This is a genomic window from Paenibacillus sp. WLX2291 (genome assembly GCF_046603665.1).
GTDB lineage: Bacteria > Bacillota > Bacilli > Paenibacillales > Paenibacillaceae > Saccharibacillus.
Genome location: NZ_CP176755.1, coordinates 2,298,092 through 2,313,983, shown reverse-complemented (window position 1 = coordinate 2,313,983; position 15,892 = coordinate 2,298,092). Strand labels below are relative to the sequence as shown.

Below are 15,892 nucleotides of genomic sequence, written 5' to 3'. Positions count from 1 at the left end.
CCATTTATGAAGCAACCGCTTACAAATAAAAATTGAACATTTACGATCGAACATTTACGTATGAGACGACTGTAACTGTAATAAACGTCCACATCTCATCTACTTTGGGATGGATAGAAATCCCTTTTCACATCATTAGAATAGAAAAGCCCGGTTCATACGCCGGGCTGCGAATTGTGTATCATCTGCAAGTGTGTCTCATCTGCGAATAAGAACTATACCATCCATCTAATAATGAGCGTATGTTGCATCATGAATTGACTTGATATACGGTTCCAATCGCTCTCATATCATCTGCTTCAACCTATAATCTTCCACAACGCCTTGCTCACGAGTGAGCATCTTCAGACAAGCGTCACACGAATATCGTGTTCTTCCAACTGTCTTACCGTCTCACCTGGCAAGCGATTATCGGTGATCAGCTCATCCACCTCATCCAGATTCATCACATGGGCAAATGCCTGCACACCGAATTTACTCGCATCTGCCAGCAAAATGACCTGATCCGCCATGCCGACCATTTTCTGCTTCACGCGTCCTTGCAATTCGTTGGATTCGCTCACCCCGCGTTCCAGATGCACGCCCTGACAGGACAAGAACAACTTGTTCACATAGTACGTATCCAGCGAACGCTCTGCCAGTGGACCGACAAAGGACAGCGAGCGCTGTACCAACTGTCCACCAGTAGAGATCACTTGAATCTTCTCACGGTTGCTAAGCTGGGTCGCTACCCGGATCGAATTGGTCAGTACAGTCAGCGGAATGTCTGGTAGACTTGCCGCCATATACCACGCCGTCGTACTCGCATCAAGCAGTATGCGGTCATTCGGCTGAATGAGCTTGACCGCTTGCTCGGCAATCCGCCGCTTCTCATCGGCATGCATAATCTCCCGTTCGGAAAAGGGCGTCTCCGGCTGTTCATCCTTAACGCTGACCGCGCCGCCGTGTGACCGCTTCAGCATTCCCTGACGCTCCAGTCGATCCAGATCACGCCGAATCGTCTCCTCGGTTACTTGACAACGCTCACTCAATTCGGTGACGCGCATGCTGCCTTTTTCATTGACCAGTTTGATAATCATGTCATACCGTTCCGCTACTAACATCAAGTCCTCAACTCCGCATCGTTATTGTACGGGCACTGCGGTCAATCGGCGGAAGCGTCCATAAGCGTCTTCCCATGCGTCCTGTTCCTGCGGTTCATAGATCTCCACTGGAAAAGAATCACGGATGACGGCTCTTGCTTCGCGGATATCGCGGAATGTCCCCTGTGCTATCCATTGTACCGCCAAATTGCCAATCGCGCTTCCCTCTGCCGGACCTGCCCAGACTGGGCGACGAATTGCATTCGCTGTCCATTGACAGAGCAAGCGGTTTTGAATGCCGCCGCCGACCATATGCAGACCGTCGAATGTCTTGCATGACAGCTGCTCGGTCAGCTCTAGTACATAACGATATTTTAAAACAAGACTTTCGAAAATGCAGCGCGCTACCTCACCATATCCATCCGGCGGCTGTTGCCCGGTCTGACGACAATATTGACGCACACGAGAACGCATATCCCCGGCATGCAAAAATAGCTGGTCATCTGGATCAATAAAAGCGGCAAATGCCGGAGCCGCTTCCGTATCGTTGATCCAATCGGCATACGATACATGGTGTCCACCGCGCTCGCTTTCACGCTTGAACTCCTGAAAGATCCACAGCCCCATAATATTTTTCAGCAATCGGAATGTACCGTACGCTCCGCCTTCATTGGTGAAGTTCAGCTCCAGCGCCTGCTCGTTGATCACCGGCTCCTTCACTTCTGTCCCCATTAGCGACCATGTACCACAGCTCAAGTAGGCAAACGAATCCGACAACGCTGGTACCGCCACAACAGCAGAGGCTGTATCATGCTCCGCAACCGCCGTCACCGGGATATCCGGCAAGCCCAGATCAACCCGCAGCGACGAACGCAAATGTCCAGCTGCCGCTCCCGGCTGCACCGGCTTGCCGAATAGCGAGGGCGACAATCCAATATGCGATAATAGCTTACGATCCCACTCCTGTTGTCTAGCATTGTACAGCTGTGTCGTCGTCGCATTCGTAAATTCATTGATCATCTCGCCCGTCAGAAAGTACCGCAGCAGATCGGGAATCATTAGAAAACGCTGCGCTTCCTTGAGCAGCGGCGATTCCGCGCGCCCCATCGCTTCAAGCTGATAGATCGTATTGAAGCTCAGAAACTGAATCCCAGTCGCTTCAAATATCCGCTCTGCCGACAACTCCGCTTGCAGTCGCTCCATCGAACCATGTGTATGCCAGTCCCGATAATGATACGGATTGGCAAGCAATTCGCCCTGTCTACCGATCAATCCAAAATCAACTGCCCACGAATCAATACCAATGCTGTCCGGCAGCATCTGCTCCTGCTTGGCAATGATCAGCCCCTGCTGAATTTCGTGATACAGCCGTAAAATATCCCAGTACAGATGGTCGCCCACTTTAACCGGATCATTGCTAAACCGATGAATCTCCTGCGTCACGATCCGGTTATCGTTCAGTCTGCCGACGATCGCTCTGCCGCTGCCTGCCCCCAGATCATAAGCAAGAATCGTCACCAGCTTGCACCGCCTTTGCCGCGTGCCAGAATACTGCTGCCATATTGATTATCCAAATACGCTCTCATCGGTTCCTCAGGCAATCCTTGCTCCTCGCGTACAGCATGCAGCAGTGGTGTCACATCAAATTCAAATGCACGACGAACCGCATCCTCCGCTCCGAGCACATCGCCGCGCGCCTGCGCTTCTGCCACCTCGCGATGATCGACCAGCAGTGCCTTCGCATATTGTGTCTGCACATTGAGTACTGAGCGAATCATCGCCGGAATCTTCTGTTCGATGTTGTGCGATTGGTCGATCATATACGCAATATTGTTGACTGCCTCTACCAGACGCTGCTCCCCGCTATCCGCCGCATCCAGAATCTGATAGAAGATCAGGAACAGCTCATACGGATTGATCGTCCCGACAATCAGATCATCATCAGCATATTTATAACTATTAAAATGGAATCCGCCCAAACGTCCTTCATCAATCAAATACGATACGATATGCTCCACATTCGCCCCCGGCAGATGATGTCCCGTATCGACCAGCACTTGCGCCTGCTCGCCGAGCTTGAGCGCATAATTGTACGCCATACCCCAATCAGCAATATCCGTATGATAAAAGGCAGGTTCAAACGCCTTATACTCGATCAGCATCCGCATCCCCGGCGACAACGATTTGTACATTTCCGCCAGTGATTCTAGCATCCAATGCTTGCGCTGGCGAATACTGCCCTGCCCCGGATAGTTCGTACCATCGGCAAACCAGAGACTAATATCGCGTGATCCCGTTTCACGGGCAATATCGACGCATTCCAGCAGATGGTTGGTCGCTTTGCGGCGAATTGCTGGATCGGCGTTCGTTACACTCCCCAGCATATAATCTTCTTCCTGAAACAGATTCGGGTTGATCGCACCGATTTTCAAATTCAGACTTTCGGCATGACTGCGCAGCTTACCGTAATCGTCCACTTTGTCCCATGGAATGTGGATCGCTACCGAGGAGCAAAGCCCGGTCACTTTGTGCACCTGCGCCGCATCTTCTAATTTTTCAAACGGATTGCGCGGCACGCCTTCTTTTTGGAACACTTTGAACCGGGTACCGGAATCGCCATAGCCCCAAGATGGAGTCTCGATCTGCAATGCTTGTAAGCGGGATTTGACAGTATTCAGGTCAATGCCGCGGGCTTGCTGTTGTTCTTCGAATAAGGCATACGCTTTGTCGGACATAATAATGCCTCCTTGATTGGGTTGGATGAAGTCAAGTGAAACTTGTACAATAACATTCACATATATGATTTCCAGATCGCAATCAATCGTAATAGATTGGTATACATCATAATCAATCAAATGTTAGCTATGATCCTAAGCGGTTCTTTTATCTAGTAAAGGCTGCCGGAACGCCGCCATCAATCGTTAGCATACAGCCGGTCGTCTTCGCTGCTCTGGATGAGGCAAAATAAGCCACTCCTTCGGCGATATCATCTGGATAAATGTTAACGAGCAACGTCGTACGCTTGCGATAATGCTCTTCCAGCTGATCCGGCTCAATGCCGTATGCAGCGGCACGTTCGTTGCGCCAGTTCGAATTCCAGATCGCTGAGCCTTGCAGAATCGCATCCGGCAAAATCGTATTGACGCGAATACCCAGCTCGCCACCTTCGGCTGCAATACAGCGTGCCAGATGTGCTTCCAGCGCTTTGGCTGAACTGTATGCTGTTACATTTTTGCCAGCGTAGACGGAGTTTTTGGAGCCGATGAAGACCATACTACCGCCAAGCTCCTGCTGCTTCATGATTTTAAAAGCTTCGCGCGCTACGAGGAAGTAGCCGGTTCCGAGTACATTCATATTGAGTTCCCATTCTTTGAGCGACGTTTCGTCAAACGGACTGGATGTTGCCAGACCAGCATTGTTGACGAGAACATCGACACCACCATATGCAAGTGCCGTGTCGGCAAATGCTTGCGATACCAGCTGCTCATTCGTCACATCCATCTTCACTGCCAGTGCGCGGTTAGGACCGAAGGCTTCGTTCAGCTCGTCGGCTACCTTTTGTGCGCCTTCCAGATTCAGATCTGCTAGCACAACGTGTGCGCCTTCGCTCACAAGGCGACGTGCGGTTGCACTGCCGATTCCGCCTGCGCCGCCTGTAATAAGTGCGATCTGCCGGGAAAATTCTGCTTCGGCAGGAGCGAGCGACAATTTATACAATTCCAGCGGCCAGTATTCGACGTTGTACGATTCCGATTCGCTCAGTGACACGAACTCGCCCAATGCGGTCGCACCACCCATGACAGCAATCGCCCGATGATACAGTGCACCGCTAACGAGCGACATGGCATGACTTTTGCCAGTGTTGATCATACCGACACCCGGAATCAGGATGACACGCGGTGCTGGCTCAAACATCACATCGCCTTCCTGATGATTGCGCTCAAAGTACGCACGGTACTCTTCTTTGTATTGATGAATGCCCTCAATAACTGCCTGCTTCAGCCCGTCCACATCATCTACATCTGGCGCAATATCGATGAATAGCGGTTTCATCTTTGTATGTACGAGGTGATCGGGACAAGCCGCACCGACCTGCGATAAGGCAGCCGAATCTGTACCATTCACAAATGCCAGCACATCGTCACCATCGTCAAAAGTCAAAATCATCTTCTTGCTATCGCTAACCGCACCACGTACCGCAGGCATAATGCTGGATACCAGATGCTTGCGCTGTTCCGATGAGAACGCTTGCAATTTCTCGCCACCAAATAGCGGCTTTTGCTTTGCCTTGTCTTCGATGTACTGTGCAGCGCGATTAATGATCTCGATAGTTGTATTGTAACATTCTTCCTGTGTTTCGCCCCATGTAACCAGACCATGCTTTTCCATCAGTACCAGTTGCGGGTTAGGATGATCCAGTACGCCTTGAGCGATCATTTTCGATAACGTAAAGCCCGGACGAATATACGGCACCCAGACAAACGTATCTCCAAAAATTTCACGCGCCAGCTCTTTGCCATTATCCGCACAGCAGAGACTAATAATCGCATCAGGATGCGTATGATCCACATGCTTGAACGGCAGAAACGCATGCAGCAGCGTCTCAATCGATGGACGCGGCGCTTTGGCATCGATCATGCAATTACCCAGATAAGCGACCATCTCCTCGTCCGGCATCTCCTCACGTTCAAACAACGGAACAATATCATCGAGACGCAATCCTGTAAAATGCTGCGCCTTCATCGACGCCAGATCGGAGCCACTGCCCTTTACATACATCACTTCTACATCACGACCGCGAAAATCCTGTACTGTCCCTTTGCTGGACGTATTACCGCCGCCCCAGTTACATACCCGGCGATCAGAGCCAATCAGATTGGATCGGTATACAAGCTTGTCCACACCTTCTTGTATACTATTTGCCTGCTGTGCATTCCATTGATTCGGTATCATGCGTTATCCTCCATTGTTCTGTGTCGTTGTGGCGCGCGAATAGGTATCTTCCTGTTCATTGCTGCCGCTCGATACACAGTTGATTGCATTACAGATGTTGTCGATTATATTGCCTAGTATGCTACCGCTTGTCTGGAATATCATGCCAAATAGCGGTTCCTTTGTTTGCAGTATATCACTTCTGTTTTTATTTGAAAATATATAAATCGGAAATAAACAAAAATATATTTAAAATTGGTAACGCTTAATCGGTAATAAGTAAAGTAATATGCAGGGTAATCTGACTTTTATACAAAAAGAAACACGATCATTTGATATGCCATATGACCGTATTTCCAATACCTTTGATGCTATAAACGCCAAACCATCCAAACAACTTCTGTGATATATAACATAAAAACACAATGCTCAACATCAGGCGAGTCAACAACAGGCTCATATTTTCCATACTAAATATCTCCTTTTACATATTTCGTATGTACATGTATATTTCTCTGCTCGTTTCTGCTCGTTATGGAATAAGACGACTTTGACATATATATGTTTCCCTTTTCTGCAATCGGGTAATGAAGAACAGAGCATTACTGAACAAAATAAAGTGAAGTATTCACGAGGAGGAGAGCATCATGACACAAGACAACAATATGGAAAATCCGAATTCGGAAGATACACTAATGGAGAAACACAAAAAGGAACAGGGTGCCAATCCTGAAACCCAAGCAGATGATTGGGTATCCAAACCATCTCCAGTTGCCTCGGGCGACGATGACAACAAAGACAAAAAAGATTCCGATAAGTAATCTGGCGTAATCAGATCGCTACAGGAATCCAGATCAATGTATACAGCAGGCAGTATGGATCATAACGATCTGTACTGCCTTTTTTATGATGCGATCTTTTGGGTTATTGGATTTTAGAACGCGATTGCTATCTATCCATTTTGGCTCAAACGATCTGTTTCGCCACTATTTTTGAGTTCCTCTTTTCCCTTCTGTTACAATAGCGATATCAATACGCAGGAGGTACATAGATGGAATGGCTACATGAAGTCGTCGCTGCAAAGTGGCGAGAACAAAGCAAGCAGTATGCGCAAGACATTAATGAATTTGTACGTATTGGCGTTGAAACCGATTGGACAGCTCAGCAGGAAGAACCGCAAGATGAACGATATAGATTAGCACCTGAAGTGATGGATATGATTGAAGCAGCGAATGCCGCAGGAGAGATCGAGCAATTGCATACCTTACTGCCGCCTGCTTCTTCTCCACTGCTTGCCCTTTTCAGTGAAGAAGAAGCGTCCACTACGTTGCAGCCAATATTTCCACTTGGCTTCGCCGGTACACGGGTGCTATTACAAACTGGTATTGGTTCCTCTATAAGCCGAATCTGTCTGGCTTCAGAGGATAAGATCATTCTGATAAAGGATGTGCGTCGTGCTGGATTTTCCCCGGACGGTGCCTATGTCGCGCTCGCGGATGAAAAAGGCATCTCTATCATTATGCATCCCGATCATGAATTGAACGGTGTAGAAGTCGCTTATTACGAATGGCAAAGTATGCAATCTACGATTGCTGACTTTTTGCCCAATATACAATCACTAGCAACGGCTGAGTCTGCTGTCCATTCCTTGTTGCAACTGATTCCGTTTGATCAGGGCAAGTCGCTGCTGCTTGTTAGCGAATATGGTGTGTATGTCCTGTCAAAGGGAAATATAACAATCCTCTCCCCCTCACCAGAAGAGATTACAGAATATGGTGCAGATTACGATAGCACTTGGTCGTCCATGGTTCATGGTGCTGTGTCTATAGATGAGCAATGGATCGCTTATGGTAATCAGGGTAGTGAGCATGGGCTGCTGCATATGCCGACGCAGCAACGACATACATTTGCGCCGCAGTCCAGCTATCCGCATTACAGTCTGTTCAATGTGGAGAGTACTGCGGTCTGGTATAATGCTTGCCATTTCTACAATGGGGCGACAGCTACAGTGAATTTGGCGGCGGTGCAACGTGGTGAGATTGGTGCGTATGACGAATTGCCATTGGTCGATGAGGAGATGCGTGTGTATGCCGGGGTTGCTTTGGAACAGGGCAATATTCTGGGCGACGCTTATGGATATTTGCGCCTGATTGATCATCAGGGAGTGGAAATCTGGCGTCATTATCTGGGCGGTACGATTGCAGGCATGACCATCTCACCGGATGAACGCTGGCTGATTGTCGGTACGTATAATGGCATGGCGCATTGGCTTGATCTGCATCACGGTAGTATGCATGAGTACAATATTGGCACTGCTCCCATTTTGGAAACGTATCGCTGGATACTGTGGAATGACCGTGTACCACTCCGCTGGTAAAGAAGCGGGCGTTGTCTCTTACAACTTAAATGGAGTGTTGCATTTGAAATGCAGGTTTCCATCTCAAACATAGTTTTATATCTCAAACACAGGTTTCCATCTCAAATACAATTTTATATCTCAAACATAGTTTTACATCTCAAATATAGTGTTATGTGTTAAATAAAAAGAGCGCGCAGGGGATTGGCATTCTCCCTGCACGCTCTTTTCGTTTTACTGTTTGTACTTTTTAATTTGGTATTTATACTTTTCCTATTTGCATCCCTATTCCTTGTACCACTACTATTTGTAGAACGTAGTAGCTAAAATCGGGAAATTAAGCTGCATGAGGTTGTGCCTTGCTACCGCCTGATGCGGCACGGCGAATGATCTTTTCCAGCTCCATTACAATGAGTGCGCCTACTGCCAAAGCGGTTGCAATCAACCACTGCTGCACGCCAAAGCTATCTGGAATAGCGAAGAATGTACGAACTCCCGGCAACAGTGTTATGCCATACAGCACAAAGCACAACAGCACTGAGCCGATGACATATTTATTGCTGAACAATCCGGCACCAATCGCAGTCTGTACATTAGAGCGTGCCGCAAAGGTTTGCAAGGTGCGCGCCAGAATCAGCGTCGTAAATGCCATTGCTACACTCAGCTCTGGCGAATGCTGCAAGCCGATATACTGTGACACAATGACCGCGATCCCGATGATCAGTCCGCGTGTAATAACTGCCCGCATCGTACCACCAGCGAAGATACCTTCGTCAATATCACGCGGCTTGCGATCCATTACTCCCGGCTCTTCTTTTTCCATTCCGAGTGAGATTGCTGGTAACGAATCATTTGCCAGATTGATAAATAGAAGCTGGATTGCCGTAAATGGATTCACCCAGTCCATGATCAATGCAAAAATAATAGCGATAATCGCTCCCAGATTACCAGCGAACAAATAAGCAATCGACTTTTTAATATTATCGAATACGGTACGCCCTACACTCACCGCATTAACGATAGAAACAAAATTGTCGTCTGTCAGTATCATCGCTGCCGAATCTTTGGCAACATCGGTTCCACTGCCCATCGCTACACCGATATCCGCTTGCTTGAGTGCAGGAGCATCGTTGACACCATCGCCAGTCATGGCGGTAATCTGACCTTTTTTCTGCCATGCGCGTACGATACGGATTTTATTTTCCGGGGAGACACGGGCATAGACAGAGATGTGCTCCAGCTTATTGTCCAGCTCCTGATCAGATAGCTTGTCTAATTCCTGTCCAGTCAATGCAATATCATCCTGATCCATCAGACCGATCTCGCGCCCAATCGCTTGAGCTGTCGTCTTATGATCGCCTGTGATCATAATCGTACGAATACCCGCACGACGAGATTGTTCAATCGAACCGTACACTGCTTCACGCGGCGGATCGATCATTGCGGTCAAACCGACCAGAATCAGGTCATGTTCATCGTCCAGTCCGATCTCGCTGTGATCATGTTCCAACTCTTTATAAGCATACGCCAATACCCGCAATGCCCGTTCGGAAAAGTCCTCATTCGCCGCCACCAAGCGCTCACGAATCTCATCATCCAGTGGCACGACCTCTTCGCCAACCAGCACCATAGTACAGCGCCCAATCAGCACATCCGGTCCGCCTTTCGTTAACAATGTCTTCTGCCCTTCCAATATATGCACGGTGGACATTAGCTTGCGGTCTGAGTCAAATGGCAGCTCCGCCTCGCGTGGAAAGCCATCGCGAATTTCGCCATAATGCTTATTTTTCGCGTTACTAAAGGCGATTAATGCGACCTCGGTCGGATCACCCATCTCTTTGCCTTCTTCATCGATATGGGAATCGTTACACAGCACCGCGATATGCACCAGTCTGCGTTCACCGACCGACCATTGCTCCGGGTCATCAGGGAAATCGTCACGACTTCCGTCCGGCAAAAAGTAATCGACGACCGTCATTTTATTCTCAGTCAGTGTACCTGTTTTGTCGGTACAGATGACGCTGGTGGAGCCGAGTGATTCGACTGCTGGCAGACGACGGATAATAGCATGCTGCTTTGCCATCTTATTCGTGCCGACAGACAATACAATCGTCACGATGGATGATAACGCTTCTGGAATAGCAGCAACCGCGACCGCGACAGCAAACATTAATGCATCCAGAATGGCTGCTGTCGTATCGACCGTCTCATTGCCTAACCAGATGCGAGCCGCCTCTACACCAAAGATGAGAATACAGAGCAGCAAAATGAACACGCCCAGCTTTTTGCTAAAGCTTTCCAGCTTGCGTTGCAGCGGCGTTTGCTTCGATTCGGCGCTCTCGATCAGACCAGCGATTTTACCAATTTCTGTCTGTTGCCCAGTGCCTGTAATGACAGCAGTCCCGCGTCCATAGACGACCAGTGCACCGCTGAACACCATATTTTTGCGATCTCCAATCGGTGATTCGCTGTCGATCGTGCGAATATGCTTTTCCACCGCTTCCGATTCACCAGTTAGCATACCTTCGTCCACTTTGAGACTGCCGGATTCCAGCAAACGCGCATCCGCCGGCACATAATCCCCAGCATCCAGCAAAATAATATCTCCTCTTGCCAGCTCGCGTGCAGGTAACGATTGCTTGTGACCATCCCGAATCACCTTCGCTTCCGGTGTGGACATCTGGCGCAACGCTTCGATGGAGCTTTCCGCCTTACGCGTCTGCACGACGCTAATGATCGCATTCAGAATTAACACGAAAATAATAATGCCTGCTTCCACCACATGACCAAGCACAATTTGTACAATGGAAGCAATCAACAGCACAATTACCATCGGATCTCGTACATTTTCCACAAATAGCTTCCACGTTGGCGTACGTTCCTTGCCTTTCAACTCGTTATATCCATCCGCTTCCAAGCGCTGCTGTGCTTCACTGGAAGACAAGCCCTGTTCACTGCTATTCACTTCCGCCAGTGCTTCCTCTGCGCTGACCTTGTAAAATTCCATTCCCACCACTCCTGTCTCTGAATTTTGCTATGATCGTGCGATGTATGAAGAGGATATGACTGGTCATATACAGTTGTTATGTATGTAGTTAAATATCCACTAACAACCGCCATTCCATACTATTTGTTTACCCTTGAATGGACGATTGGTTTCACTAAATACGATGTAGATTTGGTGACAATACTATGCATAATTGTAGTATATTGCGAAGCATACATATGAGTATGAGATACAGTGAATGATTATGATACGATGCGGATCGCTTTTGGAATTGATAACGTGGCAGATAGAATTGATAACGCAGCAGGTGAAGGATAACATGTACAAAAGCCAAAAAAACCGACCTTGCTAGCTTAGCAAAAGTCGGACTTTTTGGCTTCATTGTAGTAGGAATGCAGAATCATTCGTATTGGAGAATCATCCATATTCATAATTTTGCTATGTGTTTGCGCGATAGCTAGCGTTTGATGCGCCTATAAGATCAGATTAGCTTTACCTTGCGAGCCTGTTCCTCGGACAAAATAAACTGCTCCTGCGGATAGGTTTCGTCCTCGTTCTCCACACCAAACATTTGCATCACATCGTTCCAGATGCCTTTTTGTACCGCTTCTTCCTGCGTAATAATAATTTTCATACAATCGCCTCCTGTTATCCATTACCATGAATCCAGCACAATTAAACGAGTCAGTTAGTTTCCAAAAGATAAGCCGTATGACTTGCTTGCATGAGAGCAATTCGTAGCTCCCAAATGAGTGCCTTGTTCAACCGTCACGCTTTGAAATACGATACTCATTTGATTCATGCTATCCTGCGTTCCTTTTGCATTACAGAGCAACATTCCAAAAGCAAAATGCTGTTCTCCCTCTCTATCGATCTCTTTGTAAAGACAGATATTATTCAGAATATCCACATCATATATAAATTGTGTAACTCCCTCAAAAGTAAATCGATAGCCATATTCACTGTCATGTGCCAGTCTAATCTCTATCGTTTTATAAGATTCTGTATTATGTATTTGTTGATTATTCGGCAGTTCTCGCACTGCTATAATTTTTGCATCATGAATATGACAGTTCTCCTGTAATTCAATCGCACCAGCAGGCAGTTGATTCAGAATGCTTTGATACTGTTGAGCATATTGATTACAGAGTCCAATCCATTTGTCTTCCCAGTATTGTTTCGCATGTTGCATTGCTTGCAGTACCTTAGGCTCAGGCAAGTAACATGTTAACATCTGATGATTACGAGCGTACTCTACTAATTCTCTCGGTAAGTATTGTTCCCATAACGGCATACGATACTCATTATATTCAATCGCTCTCTCCACAAAGTCATGACCATCTTCGATTGCCCATTGCCTCGCTTCTTCAAGCTCTGCTTCCGTTTCATAAAATCCTGGCAGACCAAATGCCTGCATTTCCTCATACACCTTTTTTGTCCAGTATTTCATGTATTCTCCCCTTCTCTTCCTACATCAGTATACTTCAAACTCCACATTTCTAAAACTTCTCCCTCTATCTACTGTATTGAATTTCAAACCCCTGCATTTATTTCGTTTGTAGATATATATTTCGCTATATGATCAATTCCATTTAATCACAAAAAAAGATCAGCCGGGTATAACCCGAACTGATCCTTTGTATTATATCAATTCAATCTCTAGCCAATATGCAAAAAGCCAGCATTGTATGTCGTTCAACTACGTAAACTGCCACAATCAAAATCAGTATACTGTGCTGTAGTTATATCAACACAAAACTTTTAAGATGTCATTCGAAATTTCATTTTTTTCTTCCTTACATCGTTGCCTGAATCGGTATCAATTCGTATCCTATGCTTAACTATCCGCTTTTTTCGGCGCATGAGCACGATGAGTCGGTTTTCCCATCGCTTCGGCTTTGGTGATCTCCTCGCGTACACGATTGCCGTACTCTTCATCTGCCTGCGTGATATTGTTCAGCACCAGATTGCGAATCGCTTCGTTGCATTGCGCCAGATTGCCGCCGATGTTTTTGACCAGCTCATCGCGTTCCCAATCTTCAAAATTGCGGTACGTTTCTCCTGCTTGAGCGAAATCGTTTGGACGGTCGATTTTCTCGCGCATTAGACGTGCGTCGTAATATTCCGGCTCATGATCTTTACCCGGTTTTGGCGCTTCTTTCAAACCACCCAGCGAAGACGGCTCATAATTGACATGCGGGTTCTGACCCGGCGCACGGTCGCTTTGATAACGCATTTGTCCGCCCTGATGATTCGTCGCTACACGGCTGTGCGGCGCATTGATCGGCAGTTGCTGATAGTTGGAGCCAACGCGGTGACGCTGGGTATCGGAGTACGAGAAGGTACGTCCTTGCAGCAACTTGTCATCCGAGAAGTCCAGTCCATCCACCAGTACACCTGTACCGAATGCGACCTGCTCCACTTCATTGAAGTAGTCAACCGGATTGCGATTGAGCGTCATTTTTCCGACTTTCAGGAATGGGAATTGCTCTTCCGGCCACAGCTTAGTCGGATCAAGCGGGTCAAAGTCCAGCTCTGGATGGTAGTTGTCTTCCATAATCTGGACACACAGTTCCCATTCTGGGTATTCGCCGTTCTCAATCGCATCGTACAGATCAATCGTAGCATGGTTAAAGTCGAGCGACTGAATCTGGTTCGCTTCATCCTGTAACAGATTACGGATGCCTTGCAGCGGTTCCCAGTGGTATTTGATCAATACCGCTTCACCTGCTTCGTTGACCCATTTGTACGTATTTACACCTGATCCCTGCATTTCGCGGTAATTCGCCGGAATGCCCCATGGGGAAAACAGGAAGGTAATCATATGTGTAGATTCCGGGCTGTTTCCGATAAAATCGAAGAAACGCTCCATATCTTGTACGTTCGTAATCGGGTCTGGTTTAAACGCATGTACCATGTCCGGGAATTTCAACGGATCACGGATGAAGAAGATTTTCAGATTGTTGCCGACCAAGTCCCAGTTTCCATCTTCGGTATAGAATTTGGTAGCAAAGCCGCGCGGATCGCGCAATGTTTCCGGTGAATGACCACCATGAACAACCGTGGAAAAGCGTACAAATACCGGTGTTTCTTTGCCTTTTTCTTGGAATAACTTGGCACGGGTATATTTGGATACCGGCTCATCGCCAACCGTACCGTACGCTTCAAATACTCCATGCGCACCTGCTCCACGAGCATGCACGACACGCTCAGGTACACGTTCACGGTCAAAATGGGTTATTTTTTCGAGAAAATTGTAGTTTTCCAGTGTAACGGGACCACGGTTGCCTACAGTACGTACATTCTGGTTGTCGGTGACAGGATGGCCCTGTCGGTTCGTCAGCGTTACATTTTCTTCTTGATCATTTGATTGCGGGTTCTTATTGTTCTCATCTGCCATAACATGTTCCGCCTTTCAAGAAAGGATAAGTTTGCTGAAACCTTCATTACACATTGACACAGGAAAACAAGTGGTACACTCTGGGAACAAGCAACCACATTACCTTTTTTTACCTGCTTGTGCCCATTATAAAACACTTTTAGGCGAAAAAGTGAACCGATTTCATAATTTTGTCCATTTTGTGAATGAAGATTGGATGAAAGCAGGAGATGATATATTATAAATGAGAATTGAGGTTCATCATTTTGCAAGATTTCGATACATACGTACAACATTAATCTACGGTTTGCTGACTCTATTGTAAGAGAGGAGTTTGTTATGGCGTTACAGCAAATTACTTTACTGCATGAGAAAATCAAAGATTATTCCGTCTATCCATTCCATCTGCCACTAATCAACAAAATGGACAGTCTGCGCTTGCATGCGCCTGTTACTTTTTTTGTCGGGGAAAATGGTTCCGGTAAATCGACCCTGCTAGAGGCGATCGCTTATCAAAGTGGGTTCCACACTGCTGGAGGTTCGCGGCAAAATGCGTATCAGGTAGAAGCTGCCGAATCGGCACTTGGCGATTATATCCGCCTATCTTGGCTGCCCAAGCTGACAGAAGGATTCTTTTTGCGAGCGGAATCGTTTTATCAGTTTGCCAGTCATATTGATGAAAGTGAGCAAGATCCCTGTACACAGACATTCTTTGCCAACTATGGCGGGAAGTCGCTACATCATCGTTCTCATGGTGAATCCTTCCTTGCCCTGTTTCAGCATCGATTCGGTCGTTCACGTCAGCCTTCGATCTATCTGCTTGATGAGCCGGAGTCTGCATTATCTCCTGCCCGTCAGCTTGCTTTTATGCGCATCATCCACGATCTGGCGCCACGTTCGCAGTTTATTATTGCCAGCCATTCGCCGATCTTAATGGGTTATCCAGGTGCAGATATTATTTCGTTTGATGGTTCCTCATTGGAGCGTATTGATTATCGAGATACAGAGCATTACCAATTAACCCGCCGCTTTTTGGAAAAACCGGATTCCTTGCTAAGTGAATTATTTGGAAAAGAGTAATTGTTAATCATTCTATGTACACATGCATCGTTACCCCATTACAAAAACCTTACAAT

At 47.1% G+C, this 15,892-nt stretch carries 11 protein-coding genes and 1 pseudogene; 3 read left to right on the top strand and 9 right to left on the bottom strand.

What is annotated here, in order from left to right:
- Nucleotides 1–344: 344 nt before the first annotated feature.
- The 5 genes and pseudogenes from ACDE64_RS10020 to ACDE64_RS10000 form a co-directional block, all read right to left on the bottom strand.
- Nucleotides 345–1,103 carry a DeoR/GlpR family DNA-binding transcription regulator gene (locus ACDE64_RS10020; protein ID WP_411350262.1) on the bottom strand — a complete coding sequence of 253 codons (759 nt, stop codon included), beginning with the start codon at nucleotides 1,101–1,103 and terminating at the stop codon, nucleotides 345–347.
- Nucleotides 1,104–1,124: 21 nt separating this feature from the next.
- Nucleotides 1,125–2,600 carry a rhamnulokinase gene (locus ACDE64_RS10015; protein ID WP_411349884.1) on the bottom strand — a complete coding sequence of 492 codons (1,476 nt, stop codon included), beginning with the start codon at nucleotides 2,598–2,600 and terminating at the stop codon, nucleotides 1,125–1,127.
- Complete coding sequence (gene rhaI, locus ACDE64_RS10010) at nucleotides 2,597–3,817, bottom strand: L-rhamnose isomerase (RefSeq protein WP_411349883.1); 1,221 nt, start codon at nucleotides 3,815–3,817, stop codon at nucleotides 2,597–2,599. The genes ACDE64_RS10015 and rhaI overlap by 4 nt, the downstream gene beginning before the upstream one ends.
- 148 nt (nucleotides 3,818–3,965) lie before the next feature.
- Nucleotides 3,966–6,035, bottom strand: a complete 2,070-nt coding sequence (locus ACDE64_RS10005) for a bifunctional aldolase/short-chain dehydrogenase (RefSeq protein ID WP_411349881.1) — start codon at nucleotides 6,033–6,035, stop codon at nucleotides 3,966–3,968.
- A gap of 334 nt (nucleotides 6,036–6,369) precedes the next feature.
- A pseudogene (locus ACDE64_RS10000) lies at nucleotides 6,370–6,483 on the bottom strand (oxidoreductase); the annotation flags it as partial.
- A 178-nt stretch (nucleotides 6,484–6,661) separates the two neighbouring features.
- On the opposite strand from ACDE64_RS10000, the gene ACDE64_RS09995 reads away from it, so the two are divergent.
- Both ACDE64_RS09995 and ACDE64_RS09990 read left to right on the top strand, forming a co-directional pair.
- On the top strand, nucleotides 6,662–6,835 hold the full coding sequence (locus tag ACDE64_RS09995; RefSeq protein WP_411349880.1) for a hypothetical protein: 174 nt from the start codon (nucleotides 6,662–6,664) through the stop codon (nucleotides 6,833–6,835).
- 230 nt (nucleotides 6,836–7,065) lie between these two features.
- Nucleotides 7,066–8,391, top strand: coding sequence for a hypothetical protein (locus ACDE64_RS09990; protein ID WP_411349879.1), 1,326 nt, complete (start codon nucleotides 7,066–7,068; stop codon nucleotides 8,389–8,391).
- A gap of 316 nt (nucleotides 8,392–8,707) precedes the next feature.
- On the opposite strand, the gene ACDE64_RS09985 is transcribed toward ACDE64_RS09990, so the two are convergent.
- The 4 genes from ACDE64_RS09985 to ACDE64_RS09970 form a co-directional block, all read right to left on the bottom strand.
- Nucleotides 8,708–11,377, bottom strand: a complete 2,670-nt coding sequence (locus ACDE64_RS09985; RefSeq protein WP_411349878.1) for a cation-translocating P-type ATPase — start codon at nucleotides 11,375–11,377, stop codon at nucleotides 8,708–8,710.
- 481 nt (nucleotides 11,378–11,858) lie between these two features.
- The gene (locus ACDE64_RS09980; protein ID WP_367057057.1) at nucleotides 11,859–12,011 is read right to left on the bottom strand and encodes a hypothetical protein; all 153 of its coding nucleotides are present in this window, start codon (nucleotides 12,009–12,011) and stop codon (nucleotides 11,859–11,861) included.
- A gap of 54 nt (nucleotides 12,012–12,065) precedes the next feature.
- Entirely contained in the window at nucleotides 12,066–12,827 is a 762-nt protein-coding gene (locus ACDE64_RS09975) for a DUF4085 family protein (RefSeq protein WP_411349877.1), read from the bottom strand.
- A gap of 387 nt (nucleotides 12,828–13,214) precedes the next feature.
- Nucleotides 13,215–14,777 carry a catalase gene (locus ACDE64_RS09970; protein ID WP_411349876.1) on the bottom strand — a complete coding sequence of 521 codons (1,563 nt, stop codon included), beginning with the start codon at nucleotides 14,775–14,777 and terminating at the stop codon, nucleotides 13,215–13,217.
- 318 nt (nucleotides 14,778–15,095) lie between these two features.
- Here ACDE64_RS09970 and ACDE64_RS09965 point away from each other — a divergent pair, with 318 nt between their 5' ends.
- Nucleotides 15,096–15,836, top strand: coding sequence for an AAA family ATPase (locus ACDE64_RS09965; RefSeq protein WP_411349875.1), 741 nt, complete (start codon nucleotides 15,096–15,098; stop codon nucleotides 15,834–15,836).
- Nucleotides 15,837–15,892 lie beyond the last annotated feature (56 nt).

What these genes read in the sequence shown, in the direction of transcription:
- ACDE64_RS10020 (WP_411350262.1), bottom strand. Translation starts at nt 1,103, where the DNA reads ATGTTAGTAGCGGAACGGTATGACATGATTATCAAACTGGTCAATGAA.
- rhaI (WP_411349883.1), bottom strand. Translation starts at nt 3,817, where the DNA reads ATGTCCGACAAAGCGTATGCCTTATTCGAAGAACAACAGCAAGCCCGC.
- ACDE64_RS10005 (WP_411349881.1), bottom strand. Translation starts at nt 6,035, where the DNA reads ATGATACCGAATCAATGGAATGCACAGCAGGCAAATAGTATACAAGAA.
- ACDE64_RS09995 (WP_411349880.1), top strand. Translation starts at nt 6,662, where the DNA reads ATGACACAAGACAACAATATGGAAAATCCGAATTCGGAAGATACACTA.
- ACDE64_RS09990 (WP_411349879.1), top strand. Translation starts at nt 7,066, where the DNA reads ATGGAATGGCTACATGAAGTCGTCGCTGCAAAGTGGCGAGAACAAAGC.
- ACDE64_RS09985 (WP_411349878.1), bottom strand. Translation starts at nt 11,377, where the DNA reads ATGGAATTTTACAAGGTCAGCGCAGAGGAAGCACTGGCGGAAGTGAAT.
- ACDE64_RS09980 (WP_367057057.1), bottom strand. Translation starts at nt 12,011, where the DNA reads ATGAAAATTATTATTACGCAGGAAGAAGCGGTACAAAAAGGCATCTGG.
- ACDE64_RS09975 (WP_411349877.1), bottom strand. Translation starts at nt 12,827, where the DNA reads ATGAAATACTGGACAAAAAAGGTGTATGAGGAAATGCAGGCATTTGGT.
- ACDE64_RS09970 (WP_411349876.1), bottom strand. Translation starts at nt 14,777, where the DNA reads ATGGCAGATGAGAACAATAAGAACCCGCAATCAAATGATCAAGAAGAA.
- ACDE64_RS09965 (WP_411349875.1), top strand. Translation starts at nt 15,096, where the DNA reads ATGGCGTTACAGCAAATTACTTTACTGCATGAGAAAATCAAAGATTAT.